Origin of the sequence: Paractinoplanes brasiliensis (assembly GCF_004362215.1) — a bacterium.
Classification (GTDB): domain Bacteria; phylum Actinomycetota; class Actinomycetes; order Mycobacteriales; family Micromonosporaceae; genus Actinoplanes; species Actinoplanes brasiliensis.
In genome coordinates this window covers 3756958-3778736 of the sequence record NZ_SNWR01000001.1, presented here as the reverse complement: position 1 = coordinate 3778736, position 21779 = coordinate 3756958, and the positions used below count along the sequence as shown (strand labels likewise).

23 protein-coding genes and 2 tRNA genes are annotated in these 21779 nt (G+C 68.9%); 9 read left to right on the top strand and 16 right to left on the bottom strand.

Annotated features, from left to right (window positions below; translation table 11 throughout):
• Nucleotides 1-85: 85 nt before the first annotated feature.
• From C8E87_RS16920 to C8E87_RS16890, 7 genes are all read right to left on the bottom strand, one after another.
• Nucleotides 86-472, bottom strand: coding sequence for a BlaI/MecI/CopY family transcriptional regulator (locus C8E87_RS16920; RefSeq protein WP_275409067.1), 387 nt, complete (start codon nucleotides 470-472; stop codon nucleotides 86-88).
• Nucleotides 473-570: 98 nt separating this feature from the next.
• Entirely contained in the window at nucleotides 571-1815 is a 1245-nt protein-coding gene (efeB, locus tag C8E87_RS16915; protein WP_438866179.1) for an iron uptake transporter deferrochelatase/peroxidase subunit, read from the bottom strand.
• Nucleotides 1816-1873: 58 nt separating this feature from the next.
• A complete protein-coding gene (efeO, locus tag C8E87_RS16910; RefSeq protein WP_133873988.1) occupies nucleotides 1874-3013 on the bottom strand; it encodes an iron uptake system protein EfeO in 1140 nt (379 codons plus the stop codon).
• 7 nt (nucleotides 3014-3020) lie between these two features.
• On the bottom strand, nucleotides 3021-3860 hold the full coding sequence (gene efeU / locus C8E87_RS16905) for an iron uptake transporter permease EfeU (protein WP_133873987.1): 840 nt from the start codon (nucleotides 3858-3860) through the stop codon (nucleotides 3021-3023).
• A gap of 268 nt (nucleotides 3861-4128) precedes the next feature.
• Nucleotides 4129-5259 (bottom strand): chromate efflux transporter, encoded by a 1131-nt coding sequence (chrA, locus tag C8E87_RS16900; RefSeq protein WP_133873986.1) that lies wholly within the window; start codon nucleotides 5257-5259, stop codon nucleotides 4129-4131.
• Nucleotides 5256-5942: a metalloregulator ArsR/SmtB family transcription factor gene (locus tag C8E87_RS16895; protein WP_279536858.1), complete on the bottom strand. Its 687-nt coding sequence runs from the start codon at nucleotides 5940-5942 to the stop codon at nucleotides 5256-5258. The genes chrA and C8E87_RS16895 overlap by 4 nt, the downstream gene beginning before the upstream one ends.
• 128 nt (nucleotides 5943-6070) lie before the next feature.
• Nucleotides 6071-7072 carry an NAD(P)H-dependent glycerol-3-phosphate dehydrogenase gene (locus tag C8E87_RS16890; protein WP_133873984.1) on the bottom strand — a complete coding sequence of 334 codons (1002 nt, stop codon included), beginning with the start codon at nucleotides 7070-7072 and terminating at the stop codon, nucleotides 6071-6073.
• Between the two features lie 260 nt (nucleotides 7073-7332).
• Between C8E87_RS16890 and C8E87_RS16885 the strand changes: the two genes are divergently transcribed.
• Nucleotides 7333-8781 carry an ATP-binding protein gene (locus C8E87_RS16885; protein ID WP_203720657.1) on the top strand — a complete coding sequence of 483 codons (1449 nt, stop codon included), beginning with the start codon at nucleotides 7333-7335 and terminating at the stop codon, nucleotides 8779-8781.
• 215 nt (nucleotides 8782-8996) lie between these two features.
• On the opposite strand, the gene C8E87_RS16880 is transcribed toward C8E87_RS16885, so the two are convergent.
• From C8E87_RS16880 to C8E87_RS16865, 4 genes are all read right to left on the bottom strand, one after another.
• Nucleotides 8997-9070: transfer RNA gene (locus C8E87_RS16880), tRNA-Glu, on the bottom strand.
• Nucleotides 9071-9086: 16 nt separating this feature from the next.
• Nucleotides 9087-9159: transfer RNA gene (locus tag C8E87_RS16875), tRNA-Glu, on the bottom strand.
• Between the two features lie 155 nt (nucleotides 9160-9314).
• On the bottom strand, nucleotides 9315-9542 hold the full coding sequence (locus tag C8E87_RS16870) for a hypothetical protein (RefSeq protein ID WP_133873983.1): 228 nt from the start codon (nucleotides 9540-9542) through the stop codon (nucleotides 9315-9317).
• Nucleotide 9543: 1 nt separating this feature from the next.
• Nucleotides 9544-10077 (bottom strand): DUF6232 family protein, encoded by a 534-nt coding sequence (locus C8E87_RS16865; protein ID WP_133873982.1) that lies wholly within the window; start codon nucleotides 10075-10077, stop codon nucleotides 9544-9546.
• A 36-nt stretch (nucleotides 10078-10113) separates the two neighbouring features.
• Between C8E87_RS16865 and C8E87_RS16860 the strand changes: the two genes are divergently transcribed.
• Both C8E87_RS16860 and C8E87_RS16855 read left to right on the top strand, forming a co-directional pair.
• The gene (locus tag C8E87_RS16860; protein WP_133873981.1) at nucleotides 10114-10794 is read left to right on the top strand and encodes a CHAT domain-containing protein; all 681 of its coding nucleotides are present in this window, start codon (nucleotides 10114-10116) and stop codon (nucleotides 10792-10794) included.
• Between the two features lie 105 nt (nucleotides 10795-10899).
• Nucleotides 10900-11559 carry a DUF4232 domain-containing protein gene (locus C8E87_RS16855; protein ID WP_133873980.1) on the top strand — a complete coding sequence of 220 codons (660 nt, stop codon included), beginning with the start codon at nucleotides 10900-10902 and terminating at the stop codon, nucleotides 11557-11559.
• Between the two features lie 6 nt (nucleotides 11560-11565).
• Here the strand turns inward: C8E87_RS16855 and C8E87_RS16850 are convergent, their stop codons facing one another.
• A complete protein-coding gene (locus C8E87_RS16850; protein ID WP_133873979.1) occupies nucleotides 11566-12582 on the bottom strand; it encodes an alcohol dehydrogenase catalytic domain-containing protein in 1017 nt (338 codons plus the stop codon).
• Nucleotides 12583-12729: 147 nt separating this feature from the next.
• Between C8E87_RS16850 and C8E87_RS16845 the strand changes: the two genes are divergently transcribed.
• Together C8E87_RS16845 and C8E87_RS16840 are read left to right on the top strand one after the other, a co-directional pair.
• Nucleotides 12730-13596, top strand: a complete 867-nt coding sequence (locus tag C8E87_RS16845; protein ID WP_133873978.1) for a helix-turn-helix transcriptional regulator — start codon at nucleotides 12730-12732, stop codon at nucleotides 13594-13596.
• Nucleotides 13597-13680: 84 nt separating this feature from the next.
• Nucleotides 13681-14790: an MFS transporter gene (locus C8E87_RS16840; RefSeq protein ID WP_133873977.1), complete on the top strand. Its 1110-nt coding sequence runs from the start codon at nucleotides 13681-13683 to the stop codon at nucleotides 14788-14790.
• Here the strand turns inward: C8E87_RS16840 and C8E87_RS16835 are convergent.
• A complete protein-coding gene (locus C8E87_RS16835) occupies nucleotides 14717-15874 on the bottom strand; it encodes a hypothetical protein (RefSeq protein WP_133873976.1) in 1158 nt (385 codons plus the stop codon). The genes C8E87_RS16840 and C8E87_RS16835 overlap by 74 nt on opposite strands.
• On the bottom strand, nucleotides 15871-16989 hold the full coding sequence (locus C8E87_RS16830; protein WP_133873975.1) for a helix-turn-helix domain-containing protein: 1119 nt from the start codon (nucleotides 16987-16989) through the stop codon (nucleotides 15871-15873). The genes C8E87_RS16835 and C8E87_RS16830 overlap by 4 nt, the downstream gene beginning before the upstream one ends.
• A 285-nt stretch (nucleotides 16990-17274) precedes the next feature.
• Here C8E87_RS16830 and C8E87_RS16825 point away from each other — a divergent pair, with 285 nt between their 5' ends.
• Nucleotides 17275-17505 carry a hypothetical protein gene (locus C8E87_RS16825; protein WP_133873974.1) on the top strand — a complete coding sequence of 77 codons (231 nt, stop codon included), beginning with the start codon at nucleotides 17275-17277 and terminating at the stop codon, nucleotides 17503-17505.
• A gap of 241 nt (nucleotides 17506-17746) precedes the next feature.
• On the opposite strand, the gene C8E87_RS16820 is transcribed toward C8E87_RS16825, so the two are convergent.
• Entirely contained in the window at nucleotides 17747-18820 is a 1074-nt protein-coding gene (locus tag C8E87_RS16820) for a glycoside hydrolase family 19 protein (protein ID WP_133873973.1), read from the bottom strand.
• Nucleotides 18821-18987: 167 nt separating this feature from the next.
• Here C8E87_RS16820 and C8E87_RS16815 point away from each other — a divergent pair, with 167 nt between their 5' ends.
• The 3 genes from C8E87_RS16815 to C8E87_RS16805 are packed head-to-tail and all read left to right on the top strand — an operon-like array spanning nucleotide 18988 to nucleotide 20512.
• On the top strand, nucleotides 18988-19614 hold the full coding sequence (locus tag C8E87_RS16815; RefSeq protein ID WP_133873972.1) for a hypothetical protein: 627 nt from the start codon (nucleotides 18988-18990) through the stop codon (nucleotides 19612-19614).
• Complete coding sequence (locus tag C8E87_RS16810) at nucleotides 19611-20066, top strand: hypothetical protein (protein WP_133873971.1); 456 nt, start codon at nucleotides 19611-19613, stop codon at nucleotides 20064-20066. Before C8E87_RS16815 ends, C8E87_RS16810 begins: the two co-directional genes overlap by 4 nt.
• Entirely contained in the window at nucleotides 20063-20512 is a 450-nt protein-coding gene (locus tag C8E87_RS16805) for a hypothetical protein (RefSeq protein ID WP_133873970.1), read from the top strand. Before C8E87_RS16810 ends, C8E87_RS16805 begins: the two co-directional genes overlap by 4 nt.
• A gap of 17 nt (nucleotides 20513-20529) precedes the next feature.
• On the opposite strand, the gene C8E87_RS16800 is transcribed toward C8E87_RS16805, so the two are convergent.
• Nucleotides 20530-21759 carry an NYN domain-containing protein gene (locus C8E87_RS16800; RefSeq protein ID WP_133873969.1) on the bottom strand — a complete coding sequence of 410 codons (1230 nt, stop codon included), beginning with the start codon at nucleotides 21757-21759 and terminating at the stop codon, nucleotides 20530-20532.
• Between the last annotated feature and the right edge of the window lie 20 nt (nucleotides 21760-21779).

Below are 21779 nucleotides of genomic sequence, written 5' to 3'. Positions count from 1 at the left end.
ACAGGAAAGGTCCATGCTGCCATTGGTGCGTTACCGGCAGCATCCCGGTTTCAGCGTCCTCACAGGGGTGAGTCACCCCGCGGGCTCAACCGGCCGAGGGATCCTCACGCAGAAGTTCACGCAACAGACGCTCGTCGTCGTCACTGAGCGTGGCGACAAATCGGCGTAATACCGTCGCCCTGTCGGGTTCCACCGCCATCAGGCGGCTCATTCTGTCGGCCACCAGACCCGCCGGGGCGCTCAAAGCCCCGTACCGGAAGGCTCGGCCGTCGCGATGACGGGTCACCGCGCCCTTCTCGAACAGGCGCGTGAGAGTCGTCACAACGGTGCTGTAGGAGAGCGATCCGTCCGGTTCGAGGAGATCACGAACCTCGCCGGGGGTCAGTGGCCGCGCCGCGCCGTCGAGAACCTTCATGATCTCGGTTTCCAACTGGCCGGGCCGGCGCCGGCTGCCCCCGGTCGGTGGTGTCACGCACAAAACCCTATCGATGCTTCCTGTGCATCCTCTGAGTCAGCGAACAGCGACCCACCCCGTCGCGGTCACGCGAACAGCGACCCACCCCGTCGCGGTCACGCGAACAGCGACCGGCCCCAGAAGTCGTCCGCCGCCCGCAGCCCCGGCGGGCAGGCGAACAGGCCGCTCGACACGTGCCTGAGGTACTCGTTCATCACGTCGTGCCGCGCCAGGTTGGTCTGGATGGGCACGAACTGCCGACGCGGGTCCCGCTGGAACGCGATGAAGAACAGCCCCGCGTTGAGCCGGCCCAGACCGTCCGAGCCGTCGACGAAGTTGTAACCCCGCCGCAGCAGACGCGCGCCGTTGTTCTCCGTCGGATGCGCCAGCCGTACGTGGGACACCTTGGCGATCTTCGGTTCGCCCTCGCCGTCGACGGCGGTGAAGTCCGGCTCGTCGAACTCCTGCGTCCCGCTGAGCGGCGCGCCCTCGCCCTTGCTGCGCCCGACGATCGTCTCCTGCTCGAGCAGCGAGGTGCGGTCCCACGTCTCCACGATCATGCGGATCTTGCGGGTGACCAGGTACGAGCCGCCGGTCATCCAGTCCGGCCCGTCACCGGGGCGCACCCACAGATGCTCGTCGAGCAGCGCCGGTTCCTCGGCCTTGAGGTTGGCCGTGCCGTCCTTGAAGCCGAACAGGTTGCGCGGGGTCGCCTGCGTGGTCGAGGTCGACGACGTACGCCCGAACCCCAGCTGCGACCAGCGGACGCTCACCACACCCATGCCGATGCGCGCGAGATTGCGTACGGCGTGAACCGCCACCTGGGGATCGTGGGCGCACGCCTGAACGCAGATGTCGCCGCCGGAGATTGCCGGGTCGATCGCGTCGCCGGGGAACTTGGGCAGGTCGGCCAGCGCGGCCGGTTTCTTCTCGCCCAGCCCGAACTTGGCGAACAGGCTCGCCCCGAACCCGATGGTGAGGGTGAGACCCGACGGCGGCAGACCGAGCGCCTCGCCGGTGTCGTCGGGCGGCGACTCGGGGATGCCGCCGACCGCGCCGATCGTGCCCGCGTCGAGCCCCGCGGTCATCCGGGCGGCCGCGGCTGTCCACGACTCCAGCATGCCGACCAGCGCTGCCCGGTCCTTGGTGATCACGTCGAAGGCGACGAAGTGCAGCCTGTCCTGCGCGGGCGTGACGATTCCGGCCTGCCGCTCGCCGAAGAACGCGATGGCATCACTCGTCGAGGCAACCGGCGTCGTCTTCTCATCGCCCGTCACCTGCAATCCCACCGCGCCGGCAGCCGCCACCCCCAGCACGCCCGCACCCGCCAGCCCGATCACCTTGCGCCGCTGCACTTGCAGACCCTTTCCCGCGTACGGGGGAACCAGGCCCTCGATCTGGGCCCGGCGCCCGTGACCTCTACTTGCCGGCGACCAGCCCGGCGACCTTGCTGATCGGCTCGGCCAGCGCGTTGATCTCGTCGCTCAACACCTTGAGGTCGGCCTGGCTGAGTTCGTTGTGCAGCTTCCAGCCGTCGCCGCTGCGGTGCTTCTCGAGCGCCGCCTCGGTCGAGGCGAACCGCTCGTCGAGGGTCTTGACCAGCGCGGCGTCCTTCTCCTCGAGCGCCGGGCGCAGGGCGGCGATCGCTGCCTGCGAGCCCTCGACGTTGGCCGCGAAGTCCCACAGATCGGTGTGCGAGTAACGGTCCTCCTCACCCGTGATCTTGCCGGTGGCGACCTCGTCCAGCAGCTCCTTGGCGCCGTTGGCCAGCTGCACCGGCGAGAGGGTGGCCTTGTTCGCCTCGTCCACGATCTTTTGCACGTCGGTCAGCAGCCGGTCGGCCATCGGACCCGACTTGCTGATGTCCTTGGTGACCCACAGGTCCTTCTCGAGCTTGTGGAAACCGGTGAACTCCTGACCCGGCTCCTGGTCGCCCTCACGGCCGTCGATCTGGGGGTCGAGGTCGCCGAAGATCTCCGCGACCGGCTCGATCCGCTCCCAGTACGTGCGCGCCACCGGGAAGAGCGCCTTGGCCTTCTCGGCGTCGCCGGCCTTGATCGCGTTCACGAACTCGGTCGTCTTCTCGATCAGCGCGCCGGTCTGGCTCTTCACGTACCGCTGGTAGTCGGTCGTGGCCTGGCCCAGCTTCGCGTCCTCGGTGAGGGCCGCCGCGGAACCGCTGACCTTGAAGCCGTTCCGGATGCCCTTGCCGATCATGCCGGGCTTGCAGGCGGTCTCGTACGTGCCGGCGGTGAGCTCGACGATCAGGTCGCGGGACAGGCCGGGGGCGATGTTCTCGACCTCACCCATGACCCGGTCGCCCGGCGCGTAGACGTAGAACTCGGTGACCTTGGCGCCCTTGTTGGCGATGGTGAAGGTCACGGTGCCGGCCGCGGACTCGGACGACGCCACCTTGCACTCGGTGTCCGAGGCGTCGACGGTGATCTTGTCACTCGCGCCGGTGGCCGCGCCGTCACCGTCACCGCTGTCACCGCAGGCGGCCAGGGGAACGGTCGCCGCGGCGGCTGCGACGAGAGCGAGCAGACGAGGGGTACGCATGGTTCTCCTATTTACTGAGTGCAGGCTCGGTTTTACGGGCGGGCTTGGTCGGCCTCTGGGGCCACAGGAAGATCACCAGTACGGGGATGCCGTAGGCGAGCCAGGCGATCGTCTCGAGCACGGACGGCGCGGGCGTGAAATTGACCATGCCGCGCAGCAGTTCGGCGTACCAGGCGCCGGGCGGCCAGCTGCCGCTGATGTCGAACGCCGTGGTGTTGAGACCCGGCAGGGCGCCCGCCTCCTGGAGGTCGTGCACGCCGTACTTGAGAATCCCGGCCGCGACCAGCACCAGCAGCGCGCCGGTCCAGGTGAAGAACCGGGTGAGGTTGATCCGCACGGCGCTCAGATAGAGAAGCCAGCCGAGCACGACCGCCGTGAGCAGGCCGAGCGAGACGCCGACGAGCGGGCGGACGCTGTCCGAGGTCCCCTGAGCGGCGGCGTAGAACAGGATCGAGGTCTCAAGGCCTTCCCGCACGACGGCCAGGAACGCGACACCCACAATGGCGAGGGGGCCGACCGTGATCGCGTCCTCCAGACGTCCGCGCAGCTCGGAACCCATCTTCCGGGCCATTCGCCGCATCCAGAAGATCATCCAGGTCACGAAGGTCACGGCCACGATCGACGCGACGGCCTCGAACAGCTCCTGATGCGTGTACTCGAGACGGGCCACCCCGAACTGCAGCAGCGCGGCAAACCCGACACTCAGCCCAGCGGCCACGGCGACGCCGGCCCAGACCCACCTGAGCAGCGGTTTCCGGTCGGACTTGACGAGGAAGGCGACCAGGATGGACACCACCAGCGTGATCTCCAGCCCCTCACGGAGCCCGATCAGGTAGATGGCCGTCATCGAACTCCCTAGGTAAGCCTGACCTAACTGAGGCTTACCTTCTTTTATTCGCTTGTAGAAGTCAACTCAGTGGCCCGTCGGCGTCGGGTGCGGGTTGTCACTCATGCCCGGCGGCGCTCAACCGGGCAGCCGCCCTCGGGCTCAGCCGGGTAACAGGGCAGCAGACCTCGGGCTCAGCGCGGTGCAGGGGAGCCGCCCTCGGGCTCAGGCGCGGTGTAAGGCAGCCGCCCTCGGACTCAGCCCGGTAGCAGGGCAGCAGACCTCGGGCTCAGCTGGGCAGGGGGCCGCCGAGCAGGACAACGGTTACGCCGACGGCGGCTGCGGACAGCAAGGTGAGGACCGGGCCGCGTCGCAGGGCCAGCATCAGCACGAGCGCGCCGGCGAGGACGACCAGCTGCCAGACCTCGGACAGAGCCAGGGTCAACGGCACGGCCGAGCCCAGGATGGCCCCGATCGCGGCCGGGCCGGCGCCGTCGAGGAAGGCGCGAACCCGCTGGTCGGAGCGGAGCCGGTCGAACCGGTGGGCGCCCAGCAGAATGAACGCGAAGGACGGCCCGAACGCCACCGCCGCCGCCAGGAGCGCGCCGGGAAGGGCGGCCGCGGCGTATCCGACCACGGCGACCGTGTGCACGACCGGGCCGGGCGTGATCTGCCCCAGCGCCACGGCGTTGAGGAACTCGGCGCTGGTCATCCAGTGGTAACGGTCGACCGCGTCGGCCTGCATCAGCGGAATGATGACGAAGCCGCCGCCGTACGAGAGGGCGCCCACCTTGAGGGCCACCCAGGTGATGCTGCCCGCCAGCCCCGCCGAGGCGATCAGCGGGAACGCGCCCAGCGGCGGCCGGCTCGCGGGCACCCGCTGGAAGACGGCCTCGACCACCCCGCACGCGATCAGCAGCAGCACCAGCCAGGCCCCGACCGTGGCGGCGCCGACCGCGCCCAGCAACAAATAGGCGATCCAGCGGCGCCGGCTCGGCGTGCGCTGCCAGCCCGGCGGCACGAGACTCCACCCGGCTTGAACGGCGACCGCGGCGACGGCCGCCCCAGCCCCGGCCCCGGCGGCCTCGACCCAGAGCGGCGGATCACCCAGGAACAGCATGGCCAGCCCCAGGATCGCGATCAGGCCGGGCAGGATGAAGGCGAGGCCACCGACCACGGCCCCGGGCCTTCCCCGTACGCGCCAGGCCGTGAAGATCGCCAACTGGGTGGACGCGGGACCGGGCAGCAGGTTGCACGCCGCGATCGCGTCCTCGAACTCCTGCGCGTCCAGCCATTTCCGGTCTTCGACGCAGAGTTTGCGCAGCAGGGCGATGTGCGCGGGCGGCCCGCCGAACCCGACACAGCCGATCCGTCCCCATTCCCGCAGCACGGTGGTCAGCCGTACCTCCGGAGCCGTCATGACCGTGCGAGCGTGTGCAGCAGGAAGCCGATGCGCTCGTCCAGCTCGTCGGCAACCGCGTCGAAGAGTGCCGGCTCGCGGGCCGGGTCGGGAATGCTCCAATGCCGGGCACCCGGAAAATCGGGACAGACCTCGCGCACCTTGTCACACAACGTGATCACCCGATCGAAGCCCTGACCGGCGAACTCATCCAGATGCTTCGACCGGGCCGCGCCGAGATCGAGCCCACGGGCGGCCATCACCTCGACAGCGCGCGGGTGCACCGGCTTGGGGTGACTACCTGCGCTGTACGCCTCGAGGCCCGCCCGCCGCGCGAACGCCTCAGCCATCTGCGAGCGCGAGCTGTTACCCGTACAGAGAAAAAGCACCCGAACGCCAGGTGACCGCGGAACGGGCGGCGACACCCACCGTAACCCCGGATGCAGTGACCCACCGGCGTCGGCCAGCAGTTGCCCGCACCGCGCGAGGTCGAGCCGGTAGTAGGTGTCGCGCCCGTCGGCCAGGCTCCGCCGCGCCTCCACAAGGGACAGTTTCCGCAGCTCTTTCAGGTGGTAGGAAACAAGGTTCTGCGGCTGCTCGACGCGCGTGGTGAGCTCCTGCACCCGCAGGTCACCCTCGGCCAGCGCCGTCAGCAACCGCCACCGCAGCGGATGCCCCGCCGCCCGAAACACCTCCGGTTCCATCCCCGCACAATACATCAAACCCACTTGATGCGATCACCGCCAAACACCCGCGGCCGTGGCGCCCTGGCCGAAACGCCAACCGGAGCAGCACAACGGGCGCCCTGCAGTTCGGCAACGTCTTCAGTGCCTCAGCCCGGCTCGGATTCGTGACCCGCCGGGTGCGAGCGCAGCAGACCGTCGTACGCCCGTTCCGCCGTGATCTCCCCGGTGACGACCCGGTGGATCGTGCGCGTGATGGGCATCGCCAACTCGTACTGGTCGGCCAGGCGAACCGCGGCGTGCACCGTCTTGACCCCCTCGGCCACCTGCCCCATCTCGGCCAGGATGTCGTCCAGGCTCCGCCCGCGACCGAGCTGCTCACCCACGTACCGGTTGCGGCTGTGCGGGCTGATGCACGTCGCCACCAGGTCGCCCATGCCCGCCAGCCCGGCCAGCGTGTTGGGCTCGCCACCCATCGCGACCGCCAGCGTGGTCAGCTCGGCCAGCCCCCGCGAGATCACTCCCGCCCGGGTGTTGTCCCCCACGCCGAGCCCCTGGGCGATGCCGGTGGCGATCGCGACGACGTTCTTCAACGCCCCGCCCACCTCGCAGCCGATCACGTCATGGTTGGTGTACACCCGCAGCAACCCGCGCCGGAACACCCGCTGAATCTCCGCGGCAACGGTGAGGTCCTCCGTGGCGATCACCGTGGCCGCCGCCATACCCGCCATGATCTCTTTGGCCAGGTTGGGCCCGGTGAGCGCCGCCGCCGGATGCCCCGGCAGCACCTCTTTGATCACCTCGGTCATCCGCAACAGCGAGTCGCGTTCCAGCCCCTTGCTGAGGCTCACCACGGGAATCCAGGGGTGCAGCCGCGGCCGCACCCGCTCCAGCGTGTCGCGAAACGCCCCGGTGGGCACGCCGACGACCAGCAACTCCGCGTGCGCCGCCGCCTCGTCGAGCTCCGCGGTGGCGCGCAACCGGCTCGGCAACGTGAAGCCGTCGAGATACCGCTCGTTGGTGTGCTTGTCGTTGATCTCTTCCGCCGCCTCCGGATTACGAGCCCAGATAAGTGACTCGTGATCCCGCCGGGTCAGCACGGAAGCAACCGTCGTCCCCCAAGACCCCGCGCCCAGCACGGTAATCCGCATGCTCGCCCCTTCGCCGCCCCACCGAAAGTCGAGAATACGGCCGCCGCCCCGGCAGTGGTGCCCTCAATGCGATTGCAGGCCCAGACCGACAGTATGACGAAACCTGTTATGCGCGTGATCGGCGACTATCTGCCATTACTCACCGCAAGATCCATCAAGCGGCGCCGTCGCGCGGCGGAGCCATAGGACTCACTGCAATGTAATCGGAAATGTAACTCGAACCCATTGAAATGTAACTCGTCGACGGTTACATTCATGCGGTGCCCCAGGATCTGGAAGACCTTGTCAGCGCCCTGCGCGCGTCCGGTGGAGACACCACCGCCGTCGAGGTGAAGGCCGCAGCGGGTGGCCTGCCTACCTCGCTGACCTCTTCGCTGAGCGCCCTCGCCAACCTGGCAGGCGGCGGCACCATCATCCTCGGCTTGGACGAACGCGCCGGCTTCCGCCCCGTATATCTGGCCGATCCGCAGGCACTCAAGCAGGGTCTCGCAGCGAAGGCTCGCGCCTTCACACCACCGGTACGCCTGTCGATCGACGACGGCACGGTCGACGAACAACCCGTCATCGTGGCTCGCGTTCACGAGTGTGACCCGTCGGCCAAGCCATGCCGGGTCACCGCGACCGGCGCCGCGTACATCCGTGGCTACGACGGCGATTTCCTGCTGTCCGACCTGGAAGTCCAAGGGTTCCTTACCGCGCGCAGGCCACCGCTGTTCGACCGGCGACCTGTCGACGGAGCCGGCCCGGACGACCTCGACCCCGACCTGGTCGCGTCCTACCTGGCGACCGTCCGTGAACGAGACGGGACCGGACTCGGCCGCTTCACCGACGACGGGGAGCTGCTACGCCGAGCGGGCGTGACGGTGTCGGAAGGACAGCCAACAGTGGCCGGCCTCCTCGCTCTCGGCGTACATCCTCAGCAGTTCTTCCCTCGATATGTCATCCAGGCCGCCGCCGAACCGTTGCCGCAGGATTCGCCCGCGGTCCGTGCCCGCAACCAGATCACCATCACCGGACCCATCCCCCGAATGCTCGACGCTGCCCTCGACTGGGCCCGGCGCACGTTCGACACCAAAATCGTCGAAAGGGCCGACGGCAGCGTCACCGACGAACCCGCGTACCCACTGCTCGCTTTCCGCGAGATAATCGCCAACGCCCTGATCCATCGCGATCTCGACGACTGGTCGCAAGCCTTCGCCGTCGAGGTACGGCTACGCCGCGACCGCCTCGTCGTCACCAACCCCGGCGGCCTGTACGGCATCACCGTCGACCGCCTCGGCAACGACGCCGTCACGTCCGCCCGCAACGGACTCCTGGTAGGAATCTGCCAACACGTCCGCTCGGCAAGCTCAGGAGGCCGGGTCATCGAGGCACTGGCCAGCGGCATCCCCACAATCACGCAGGCCCTGTCGAACCACGGACTGCCACCAGCACAATTCATCGACGCCAACATCAGATTCACCGTGCTGCTGCGCTCCTCCGCCAGCGCAACGAACCCAGCGCCGACCCTCAACACGACTGAGCTACGCGTCTACGACGCACTCGCACCCGGCCCGCAAACCGTCGCCGAGCTCCAAACCACCCTCAGCCTGACCGGACCGAACATCCGCAAGGCGCTCCGCAGCCTGCGCAATCGAGGCCTGGTCCACCAGAACGGCGGCAGAGGCCGACCGACCACCTACCGACGGACCACCGCAACCACCAGGTGACCGCACCAACTCCGGACAGAGTGTGGCCTGGGTGGGACTCGAACCCACGTCCCCTTGTCGACGGTGAGGCAACGCGCTTCCCTGCCGGGGGCTGAGGTTCCCTGCCCCGTGGTCTTCTACACCACAGGCCCGGTCCCGGTGCATCCGCAACTCTCCCGCCGTGACACCGTTCAACGTTTTCGGCCGCTCTGTCCTTCTGAGCTACCAGGCCTCAGCAGCGCGGACGGGATTCGAACCCGCACGTGTCCCGGGTGAAAGCCGGGCGACTCCACCTTTCGTCCACCGCGCCAAGAGCAAAACAAACGTAGGCCGTACGGGATTCGAACCCGTGATCTCCTGATTGAGAATCAGGTGAGTTGACCGCTACTCCAACAGCCCGCACAAACAAAAAAGGCCGCCCTTCCCGTACGGGAGAGGCGGCGCAACCACGCAAAAGTGGCTACCCGCGTCTGCCCTCGGAAGACCGTTCGGTGTTCGTCATGGGAACAAGGCTAGGCAGGCCACCCGGCTCCGGCAACGCAATAAGACCCGGCTCAGGGCCGCCGGCGCCCTCGGCGTCCGGCCGCCTCGAGGATCAGCAGCCGGATCAGTCGGACCGGAAGGACGACCATCCACGTGAGCAACTGGCAGTAGCCGCGCCAGAGGGCGTCGCCGAAGCCCGGGATCAGCCGGCGCAGGATCAGCAGCAGGACGGTCGGCACGAGTAGCACCGAGGCGATGTTCAGGATCTGGCTCACCAGGGCGTCGCTGAGCGTCTGCATGTCAGCTCCCGAAGACGAGTTTGTCGCCGTCGACGCGGTCGCCGGAGTATTTGTCGCCGGCCACCAGGTCGCCCTCGATGTGTTCGACGTGGATGGCGTACTCCATGGCCGGGTTGTCGATGGCCTCGGCGACCCGCCGGGTCAGGTCGTAGATCAGGTCCCGCTTGTCGCTGACCAGTGCGGCGCGGGCCGTTCCAGCCGTGGCCACGCTGAGCACATACAGCGCGGGCCGGGTGAGCAGGCGGATCGCTCGGACGGTCTGGGCGATGAACGCGCCCGCGAGCACGACGGCGACCACGCCGGTGAGCCAGTTCGGCACGGCGTCACCGGCACAGCTCAACAGCGCCAACCCCAGCACCCCAAGTCCGAGCAGGGCCGCCGCCTTCCGGGCGTACGCAATAAGGATCTTCGACCGATTCGGCGTGATCTCGATGGGTCGCACCCGGGTGACCATCTGGAGGGGGAACGCCTCCATGTCGACCCAGAGCATCCGGCGGCTGATCCGGAACTCCACGTCCCGGTGTCTGGTCCTCATGCCGCTCTCTGACGGACACGTCCGTCAGAGAGCGGCATGGGTGACTTCGTCGCGGGTGACAAGTACGGCGGTGACCGGGTGCACGGTGACAAGATCGTGATGGGACAGCCACCGCGGCCACCACGGCAGCCGAAGGTGATCCTGATGCTGAGCGCGAATCCGCTCACCACCCAGCCGTTGCGGCTCGACGAGGAGCACCGGGCGGTCGATCTCGCCGTCGCGCACGCCGGGGCGAGCCACCTCCTCGAGGTGCGCATCGCCGATGCCGTACGCCTGGACGACCTCCCCTACGCCCTGCTGCGCCACCGGCCGGCGGTCGTTCACTTCAGCGGCCACGGCGATCCCGTACGCGGTATTCAGGTCACCGATCACCGCGGCCTGGCCCATGACGTCCCGCCGGACGCGCTGCGCGAGTTGTTCCGGATCCTCGCCGACGGGGTCGAGTGCGTGGTGCTCAACGCCTGCTTCACCGAACCGCAGGCCCGGGCCATCGCCGCACACATCCCCGGTGTGGTCGGCATGAGCCGGGGTGTGCTGGACAAGTCGGCGATCAAGTTCGCCGCGGGGTTCTATCAGGGCCTCGCGTTCGGCCGTTCCATCGGCGCCTCGTTCGACCTGGCCCGCACCGGACTCGACCTGCACGGCATCCCCGACAGCGACGTCCCCAAGCTGATCGCTCAGCCGGGTGGGGCCACCCGCACGGTGATCACGCGCTAGCTCAGTGCTCCTGTTTTCATGCCACTCCGGCGTACGGGGAACCCGGTTCGGATCTTGCCGGGCCACTGTGGAGACCGACACGCCAGAGCGATGAAGGAGTAACCCATGCCAGCGCGTTCTTTCCGGATCGTCGTCCTCGGGGCTGCCTTCGCGGGTCTGACCCTCGGAATGCAGGCCTGCTCGGTCGACGGTGACAAGGCGGCGCCCGCGCCCTTCGACGCCGCCACCAGCGCACCGGCCGGACCCGCACCCACCAGCGCCGACACGGGCGGGGAGGCGGGGAACGCACCGACCAAGGCACCCACCAAGGCAGCCACCACGCGGAACTGCACCAACGAGGACGTGACGGTCGAGGTCTCCTTGCAGCCCAGCCAGGGTGACGGCGCCCAGCGTGGGCTGGTCGCCGTCACCAACAGGTCGGCCACGAATTGCACCGTCGAAGGACGGGCCTCGATCTCGCTGCGCAACGCGGCCGACGAGGTTGCCGACGTGCCGGTCACGCAGGTCAACCAGCCCGGCTCGGCCGCCCCGATCGTGCTCAAGCCGGGGACCAGCGCGTTCGAGGGCATCAAGTGGGTGCCCTGCGACAAGGACGACGTGAACTGCAGCGCCGGCAACTCGCTCTCGTTCAACCTGCAGGCGTCGACCGACGGCCCGGCGGCCGACCTGGTCGGTTTCCCGGCGCCCGAGAAGCACAACATCACCATGAAGTCGCTCCAGGTCGGCACTCTGCAGCCGGCCACGCAGGGCGTCGTCGCCTGGTAGCCGAGGTCACCGGCCGGGGGTGAGCACCACGCGATAGTGCGCGTCGCCGGCGAGCATGCGGTCGTACGCCGCCTGCACGTCGGTCAGCGGCATCGTCTCCGTACGGGGGCGGATGCCCGTGAGGGCCGCGAACCGCAGGGTCTCCTCGACATCCCGCGCGGTGCCGGACGGGTGGCCGTGCACCGTACGGCTGGTTGCGATGATTTGGAACGGGCTGACCTCGATCGGGGCCGGGTCCGCGCCGACCACCACGAGCTGCCCGTTCGGGGTCAGCCCGTCGATCGTGGCGCTCATCGCGGCCGAGCTGCCGGCGGTGGCCAGCACGACCGAGGCCCCGCCGAGCTGCTGCAGACGCTGCGCCACGTCACCGGCCGCGCTGTCGATGTAGTGGTGCGCGCCGAGCTCTTTCGCGTCCGCTTCCCGGTGGTCGCCGCGGGCGATCGCCACGGTCTCGAAGCCGAGCTTGGCCGCGAACTGCACCCCGAGGTGCCCGAGACCGCCCAGGCCCAGCACGGCGACCAGCTCACCGGGACGGGCCGCGCTGTTGCGCAGCGAGTTGAACGTGGCGACACCGGCACATCCCATCGGCGCCGCCTCGACCGCGGTGATGGCGTCGGGGATGCGGGCCAGGGCGTTGGCGGGAACCACCAGCGCGTCCGCGTAGCCGCCGGGGTAGGCCCAGCCGGGCACCTGCAGGCGTGCACAGTGGATGAGGTCGCCCGAACGGCAGGGGTCGCAGACGCCGCAGTGCCCGCCGAACCAGCCGACCGCCACCCGGTCGCCGGGCTGCCATGTGGTGACGTCCTCGCCCACGGCGTCCACCCGCCCGGCGATCTCGTGGCCGGTGACCAGCGGGAACGACACCGGGAAGGCGGCGTTGACGAAGGCCGCGTCGGTGCGGCAGACCCCGCAGGCCTCGACGGCGACCCGCACCTGGCCGCGGCCGGGCTCGGGCCGGTCCGACTCGACGATGCGGAACGGGGCGCCCGGCTCGGTGACCTGGGCGGAACGGATCATGCTCATGGCAGAACCTCTCTCGTTTCGAAGTCCTTTACATCAGACCCGCCGGAAGGGGCCCGTGAGCGGCCGTAACAGGCCAGGGCCACCCTAGGAACGGCAGTACCAGGTTCGGCTCCCGGCGCCGGACCGGCCGCGTCGATACTGGTGGACGTGACCCACAACGCGGACCTCAAGGAGTTCCTCCGCTCGCGCCGCGCCCGGCTGCGGCCCGAGGAGTTCGGCCTGGGTGGCACGGCCGGCGCTCGCCGCGTGCCCGGGCTGCGGCGCGAGGAGCTGGCCGCGCTGGCCGGCGTGAGCGTCGATTACTACGTACGCCTTGAGCAGGGTCGCAACCTCAATCCGTCCGAGGCCGTGCTCGACGCGTTGGCCCGCGCGCTGCGCCTCGACGACACCGAGCGGGCCCACCTGTTCGACCTCGCGCGGCCGCGGGAGGCACGCCGCCGCCCGCAGCGCCGTCCGCAGCGGGTCGCCCCGGCCACGTACCAGTTGCTCGAAACCTTCGACGACGCCGGCGCGCCCGCCTTCATCGTGGGCCGCCGGATGGACGTGCTGGCGATCAACCACGCCGCCCGGGCACTGATCTGCGACTTCAACGCCCTGCCGGCTCGTGAGCGCAACTACGCGCGGTTCATCTTCCTCGACGAGAACGCCCGCGACCTGCACCCCGACTGGGCCGTCATCGCCGCCGAGACCGTGGCCACCCTGCGGGTCGACGCCGGCCGCCACCCCGACGACCCCGACCTGTCCGCCCTGGTCGGCGAGTTGTCCGTACGCAGCGAGGAGTTCCGCCGCTGGTGGGCCGATCACCAGGTCCTGGCCCGCACCAGCGGGACGAAGCGCTTCCACCACCCGATCGTGGGCCGCCTCACCATCACCTATCAGGCCCTCACGCTGCCCGACGACGCCGAGCAGACGCTGTTCGTCTACACCGCCCCGGCCGGCTCCCCCGACCAGGCCGCCCTGCGGCTGCTCCAGGCGGACGCCACGTGGTCGAGGGCTTCGACCGCAGCCGGGTGACTCTGCGCACTCGCGTGATCAGCGACTTGTAGTAGCCCCCGTTAGAGTCATCGACGGGGGTGACTGGTGCGGGCCGCTCGTGGCGTGAGTCTGGTGTTTGCCCTCAGCGGCGCCACACAGGCGTCCTGGATGTCCAGGCTGCCGCCGGTTCTCGAGCAGACCCAGGCCAATTTCGTACGCTTCGGCGCCGCGCTCGTGATGCTCGGCCTCGGCACCCTGACCGCCATGCTGCTCACCGGCGCGGCCTGCGATCGCTTCGGCAGCCGCCGGGTGCTCGCCTTCGGGTTCGCCGTCACGCTGGTGTCGCTGCTCGCGATCGCGCTCAGCCGGTCCACCCCCGTGCTGGCCATGACGCTGCTGGTCATGGGTATCGGCAGTGGCGCCTGGGACGCCGGCATGAACGTGCAGGGCCACGCCGTCGAGACCCGCCTCGACAAACACCTGATGAGCCGTTTCCACGGCTGGTGGAGCGTCGGCTCCATGACCGGCGCGGGGCTGGGCCTCGCGGCTGCCCGTTTCTCCGTCCCGCTGCTGCCGCATCTGGCCGTGGCCGCCACGCTCGCGGCTGTGCTGTGCGCGCTCAGCCTCCGCTCGTTCGGCGAGGATGTGGTCGGTCGCCTAGAGGAGCCGCGAACCCGGCAGCGGTGGCCCTTGCGGCGACTCCTGCCGATCGGGGTGCTGATCTTTTGTGGTGCGATCGTCGAGGGCGCGGCCGGCGACTGGCTCGCCGTGTTCCTCAACCAGGAGCGCGGCCTGTCCCACACCGGCGCCGCCCTCGGCTACACCTTGTTCGTCACGGCCATGGCGGCCGGGCGGCTCTTCGCCGAGCGCCCACATCGCCACATCGGGGCGACCGGGGTCGTCCGGACCGGGGCGATCGCCGCGGGCATCAGCATCGTCCTGGTGGTGTTCGCGGATGCCGGACCGTGGGCCTTCATCGGCGCGCTGGGCTGGGGCGTCGGCATCTGCTGGGTGTTCCCGGCTGCCCTGAGCGCGGCCGGTGACGCGGCGACGTCGTCAGCGGTCGCCGGGATGACCGCGGTCGGCTACAGCGCCAGCGTCTTCGGACCGCTGGGCATCGGGTGGCTGGCCCACGCCACCGGGCTGGGCGCCGCGATGCTCACCCTGCTCCCGTTAGCACTGCTCGTCGCCCTCCTGGCGCCGGCGTTGACGGGGGCTGATCCGACGGACTGACCCGCTCCAGCTTGAGCCGTTTGAGCGCCTCCGCGATCGGGTCGTCCGTCCGGCGGATCGGCCGGATGCCGCGGATGAACCGTCGCCAGGCCTCGCGGTCGCGCTGCCACGCTCCGATGTAGACGACGCAGTCCTTCGGGGTGATGATCTGCAGCCGGCCGCTTGCCGCGACGAGCGATGTCCGCATCGGTTCGCGGTCCGGGTCGGTTCCGCACCGCTGCTTGATCGTGTTGATCAACGCGAGACGGGCTTCCAGGAAGCCCTTCCAGTAGCCCAGGGTCGCATCGCCGATCTTGCCGCCGTCGTCGAACAGCGCGAAAAGCCCTTCGGCCAGCACATCGCCGAACTCCTCGTCGCGTGCCCGCTCCGGATTCGCGTACGGGTCGTAGGCCTTCTGCAGGGCCAGGCCCGCCTGGCCGACCGGTCGCAGCGTCGTGTCGTCGACGAGGAAGAACCAGTCCTCGTTGTAGATCTCGGGGAAGAACGAGTCGATGCGATCCGCCGCCACCGCCATCGCCCCACCACCGAGAAACGTGTCTTGCAGGGCGCCCGTGTCCCTGTTGGCGTGACAGACCACGGAGTTGTCGGGGAAGCCGTCGATGCGCAGGCCCACGGCGTCGCAGGCGCCGAGCAGGGCGACCGCGCGGCGGAGGTCGTTGGCATCGGGCACCACGATGTCGTCGTCGAGGAAGACCACACGCTTCCAGCCGGCCATCCGGGCGAACACCAGCCCCAGGTTCCTCTTGGCGCTCGTGTCCGTACGCCGTCGCAACCGTGACTTGTTGAGGATGGTGGAGGTCTCGAGCACCGGCAGCTTGGCCACCGGTTCCTCGGGGAAGTCGACGGCGATGACCTCGGCCTCGACGTCCCGCAGGAAATCGGCGACGTCCCGCGCCTTGGAGCTCTTGCTGGAGAGGACCAGCAGCACGCACTTCAGCTCGGCGGCCAGCCGGGCCGCCTCACGCAGCGACACCTCGTAGCGGGCGCTCGGCACGATGATCGCGTCGACGGGTGCCCCGAGGTCGCCCGGGGCCGACGAACTGATCAGGCCCCGGTGCGACAGATGATGGGCGCCCTCGCTCACGCCTCACCGTCGGCCGGCCACTCGTGCAGCCGGTTCTCCGCCTGGGTCCAGTCGGGCGTCACCGCAGCTCCGTTCGGATTGATCCGGACCCGCATCAGGATGCTGAAGGCCTGCGCGCCCGAGAAACGATTCCGGACAAACTCTTCGTTCCGGTCCCGAAACCTCGCGTCGGTCAACGCACGAACCGCGCCATAGGTTCCGCGACCGTATTGCCCATTACACAACGTTACGGTCCGGCGAGCATTGTACGGGCTTTTTCCCCGAAAGAAATAGGCGACATCTTCGATGAGACTGCCGTTCCCCTGATCGAGGACCGGTTCGAAGGTTGTTCCGTCGGCCGCCGAGAAAAAGCCCGAATCGGAGTCGCTGGGACGCATCTGCTGACGAATCGGCAGGTCAAGCCGCTGTGTGACGTCACGATTGACGGAGTTGAAGTCGACCCCGCCGATCAGCACAAGGTGCGACGTGAAGTCGTCCTCGCCCATCTCCTCGGACTTGAGAATGCGCACCTCAGCGGCCGGATTCACGGCCCGGATATGTCCATGGAGCTCGATGAGCGCATCCAAATCGGCGAGACTGAATGACCGTACGTAGTCAGGGTCCTTCACATCCGTATAGGGCATGCGTTCCCGGAATCGTTTCGGCAGGCTGCCGCCGACGATGATGATGGGCCGCTGATCGGGGAAGAACCACGTGCCGCCGCCGATCGTGTCGTCGCCCGGGCCGGCCAGCGTGACCTGGCGGGAGCCGTACGCCCCGGCCTCGTCGGGAGCGTCGTCGAAGGACCGCAGACTGAGCAGCTCGGTGTGCAGGCCCTCGCGCATGACCCGTTCCTCCTCGGTGAGCGCATGCTCGTCGAGCAGCCGGGCCGGCTTCGACTCGACCGTCCGGCGGCTGGCGAAGAACAACGCGTACTGCGCGAGGCGGTGCACCGGGGGCACGACCGGCTTGTGGGTGGACTCCCACGACGAGATGAGCGACAGGCTCAACGGGGCCCCGCCGCCCAGCGCCTCGGCCACCTGCTGCTGGGTGATGCGTAGGCCGGGCCAGTGCTGATGGCGGAGCGCACGCAGACGTCGCGCCAGACGTGTTTCGGGCCGCTCTGCCGATTCCATGAGGTCGCACCCTTCACTGAACTTCAGGGAACGCCGCCGAAGTTTAGATCCAGACCACAACGTTGCGCTACGGGAAATTCCCCGCCGTACAAACTGTGCCGAGAACGTGATTGAACGGGGATTCACGTCACGCCTCTGACATAGCCTGGCCTTCATTGAAGTTTCCTGAAGTTCAGGGGGCGCGAGATGAACCTAGAGGTCTCTCGACTGACAGCCGGCCGAACTCACCCGACCGCCACCCGCAGGCGCCGCCCCGACCCGCGTCGGGACCTGGCTCGGTGCCTGATGTTCGCGATCGCCCTGCTCGTCTTCGCCGCCACCGCCGAGGCGGTCCCCGCGGCGGAAGCCACCCGCACCGAACTGACCGTCTACTCCTCCGCCTGCGCCCTGACCCTGGCCGCGGTGCTGACCACCGCCGTCCCGGTCCTGCGGCTCCTCGTCGACCACGCCTTCTGGCTGCTCCGGGCCGCCGTCGTGGTGGCCACCGTGGTCGGCCTCGTGCACATCCTCAGCTGAGACGGCACGTCGCCACCGTGCCCTGCAGGTCGGCGGCCGTCCGCGCCAACTCGGAGGCGGTCTGCTGGGTCTCGGTGGCGCCCGAGGTCACCTGGCAGGCCGCCTGCGCCACCCCGGTGATGCTCTCTCGGCGGCCTCGCTCGCGCCGGTCGAGCCGCGACGCCGGATGACCGCGAAACGTCAGAAAAGGGCGAGCGCCGCCGGCCCGGAACTACCGGCGGCACCGTCCATCCGGGGGTGGTCAGCAGGTCAGGTTGCCGCCCGTGGGAACGCCGAGGAGGCCGGCGAACCGGGTGTAATTGTTGACCCGGCTCTGCACCTGGGCCGGGTTGGCGCCGTTGCACTCGATGCTGTTGATGGCGCGGATCGTGGTGCCGAACCCGTTGCCGTTGACCATCGCGTTGTGCGAGGTGGTGCCAGCGGCGCCGGTGCCGGTCATCCAGTACCAGAGGCCGGTCTGCCACGAGATCGACGAGTTCGTGGCGACCAGGTTCGGGTTGTTGAGCAGGTCGACGCCGAGCGCGTTGCCCGCCGCGTAATAGTTGAAGTTCCAGCTCAGCTGGATCGGCCCGCGACCGTGGTACGCCGACTGACCGGCCGGGCACCCGTACGGCTGGGACCAGTCGCAGTAGTGCGGCCAGTTGGCCTGGTTGATCTCGTCGATGTAGACCAGGCCGCCGGTCTCGTGCCCGACGTTGGCCAGGAAGGCCGCGGCCTCCTGCTTCTTGACGGTGTCGCTGCCCGACGTGGCGAAGGCGGGGAACTTCCGCATGGCGTCGACCAGGCCGGCGTACGTGTAGAAGCCGTTCCGCCCCGGGAACATCGAGTTGAACTGGGCCTCGCTGACCACGAACCCGCCGCCGTTGTTGCCGCCACCACCGCCGCCGCTGCAGGTGTAGGGCGACCAGTACCAGGTGCTGATGACCGGGTCGTACCCCGGGTTCTCGTGACTGGCCTGGTAGTACTGCCCGTTGGTGTAGCGGACGATCGCGCCCGCGGCGTAGTACTGCCCGGCCACCCAGTTCGGGTAGTTGCAGTTGGGGGTGCCGCCGCCACCGCCGCTGTTGCCGTCACAGGCGCCGTTGTCCTGCCAGACGTTCGAGCCGCCGGTGCTCGGCGCCTCACCCTGGGTCCACCACTTGGCGGTCCAGTTGCGGCCGTTGTACGACGCGGTCATGCCGCCGGTGTAGACGGCGCTGTTGTTGTAGGGGGTCACGCACGCGGCGGCCGCTTGGGATGCCGTCATCGGCGCTACCGCGCCGACCACACCCAGGGCGAGCGCAGCCAGCAGCGTCACCAGACGTCTTCTCTTCATGGCGGAACCTTTCGAGCGCCGGGACAGAGGGCGCGCGCGATACATCGACAAAAGCAAATGTCGCCAGGTCCGGTCAATAGTTTTTGTAAACAAACTTTAGACATTGACGCTGGACAGGGCTCGCTAACCTGACGCTGGACCGCCCACGACTCCACGGAGGACCCGCGATGCCGGCCCGGCCCCGCCCCCACTCCCCGGGCGGCGGCGACGGCGGCGACCCACCCCCACCCCGCCGCCACACCACAGGCGGCCCCGACGGCGGTGACGCCCCCAGCATCGCGGCCGCCCAGGCCCAGGTAACAGGCAAAGCCCAGGACGGCCACCTCGGCGCGCGAGCGCGGGCGAATGTCGGCGGATCAGGTGCGGTGGGCGGGCCGGCGGCCACCACTCCGCTGCGACCGCCCAACGCGCTGCGCCACAACCTCAACAGCGTCAAGCTCAACAGCCGCAGCAAGGACAAGAACACCATCGTGCTTCCCGGCACCGATGTCGCCGGCGACCTGGCGGACATCTCCGCGGGCCGCGGCACGTGGGATTCGGTGACCAACCAATATCGGGTCAACGGCCGCACCTACGGTGTCGAGCCCGGGGGGACGACCTTCCCGATCGAAGGACCGGGCTTCGTCCGGCTCGAACGTTCCCCGTACAAGGTCCTCAAGAACTTGATCGGCAACGACGGGGACATCGCCGCGACCCGCGAAGCCTTACGCCGAGATCCGAGCGTGAGCGAGGCGGACTGGACAATAGCCCTCGAGGTCTTCCAACACCACAAGAACTACCGAGGTGGCGCATGACGTACGGCATCTACTTCGACAGCAGCACCCCTGCCGAAGCGCTGCGCCAGGCGCTGCACACGGTTTACAACATCACGCCCGAGCTGGTCTACATAGGTCCTTACGAGCGACTCAGCTCGCACCCCGGCCCTCAGCCGGTCGCCCTCATCACCCCCGCGGACGGTCCATTCGGTCACGAGCTGTCCGCCGGCGAGAAGCTTCAGGAGCTGACCCGCGCGACGCCGCTCGAGCTGGCCCAGGCCGTCTGCCGGATCGCTCGCACCCGTGCGCTGCTCGACGAGGGCAGCCCGGCACCCGACTACTGGTTCCTGGTCGCCGCCGACGGAAGCTTCGGCCGCGTGATGACGGACCCCGACAACGACGACCTGACCATCCTGTACGCGCTGGAGCCCATCCCCGGCGAGCCGGGCCTCAAGGTCGTCCCGCCACCCGACTGGGCGAAGACGTGGTGAACGACGGCTACATCTTCTACCTGGTCGGCGCGCTGAACCGGGAAGTACTCGCCGCCGCCCTGACCGACCTCACGGAAAGCGAGGTCGACATCGGCGACGACGGGCAGGATGACCGCAACTGGGCCGCGCCGGTCAGCTGCACCGTGACGCCGCTGATCGGCGACCTCTCCTGGCACCTCGACATCTATTTCACGGATGCGGTCGTGAAGACGCCGCCGACGACAGTCGCTGTGGCATTTCTCGCCGCTCGGCTGAAGACTGTCGTGGCCTACAAAGAGATCCCGCTTCCGCCCAGTGCGTTCTGGCTGGTGGATCCTCACGGCGCACGCACACGAGCGCGCATCTACGAAGAGGACGACGGGTATCAGATCGATGCCGTCGAGCGACCGATCGCCGCCCTGCCCCTCGCGCCCGTCGCCGTGATTGAACCCTGGCTTCGTTCTTAGGTCACGATGGCCAAGTGCTATTTGTCGAGGAGCCATCCCCGTACGGTGGTGCTTTCCTCGTCGGTGAAGGTCATGTCGATGGACTCGGCGCGGCTGAGCACGTTGTCGACGAAGGCCGCCCCGATCTCGGCCGCCGTGGGCGGGGGCAGGCGGAACAGCGGGCAGCCCCCGAACGCCGAGCCGCGTACGACGAAGGCGACCGCTCCCCGGCTCACCGGAACTCCCTGGTCACGCAGCCGATCACGGGACCAGCTCGTGCACTGGGTCAGGTTGAAGCGGTGCGACTCCACGTACGCCGCCAGCGTCTCGTAGATCGCCGGCCACCACTTCTGGGGCAGCCGTGGCAGGTCGAGCTGCGCGGCCAGACGCTCGACGGGTTCGGGCTGGGCGGGACCCTGCACCGTGGTCGCGCCCGGTTCGGGGGCGTCGTGGCGGGTCTCGTCCCACAGGAAGAGCTGTGACATGCGCAGTTCGGGCAGTTTGAGACCGGCCACCGCGCGGGCGAAGCTGCCGAACCCGAACCAGTTGCTGTCGGTGATCGACTGCCCGAGCTGGGTTCGCACCCGGGCGGCCAGGGACGCCATGTTCAGCGGCTCGGTGGCGGCGGTGTACTCGGCCGACACCACCTCACGGAACGTCTCGTACGCCTCCCCGCCCTGCGCGGTGTCGACCGGGAACTCCTCGTCCAGCTCGACCGGTTCGCCCTGCACCAGCTCCAGCAGTTGCTGGCTGTCGAGCACGTGATCGGCGATCGACGTGAACGCCTCGGCTGCGTCGGCCGGCGAGACGATCATCGTACGGCGGTCGGAGCGCCGCAGCCGCTGCAACAGGGGTGTCATGTCGGAGTCACCGGACGCGATGACGAATTCGTCGTACCGGGTGTCGGCGGACAACGCGTCGACGGCGTCCACCACGATGCGGATGTCGGCCGCGTTTTTCGTGCCGCTGTAGCGCGGGCAGTCGATCACGTCGAAACCGGCCCGCACGAACCACGGCCGGAACTTGGAGAAGAACAGCCGGGTCTGCTCGCCGGCCGCGTCGGTGTGGTGCACCCAGCCCGCCGGGTTGAGGTAGCAGCGCAGCACCAGCCACCGCCGGGGCGCCTCGGACGTGGCCGTCACGGACATCCGGCGCAGCCAGCCGCCCGGGTCGCTGGCGAACTGGACAGCCGCTTCCGGGTCAAGCCGATAGAGCCCGCCGAACACGTTGTCGAAGTCGAGGTAGAGCGCTGCCCGGACATGACCCACGCAGGCAACCTATCAACGTG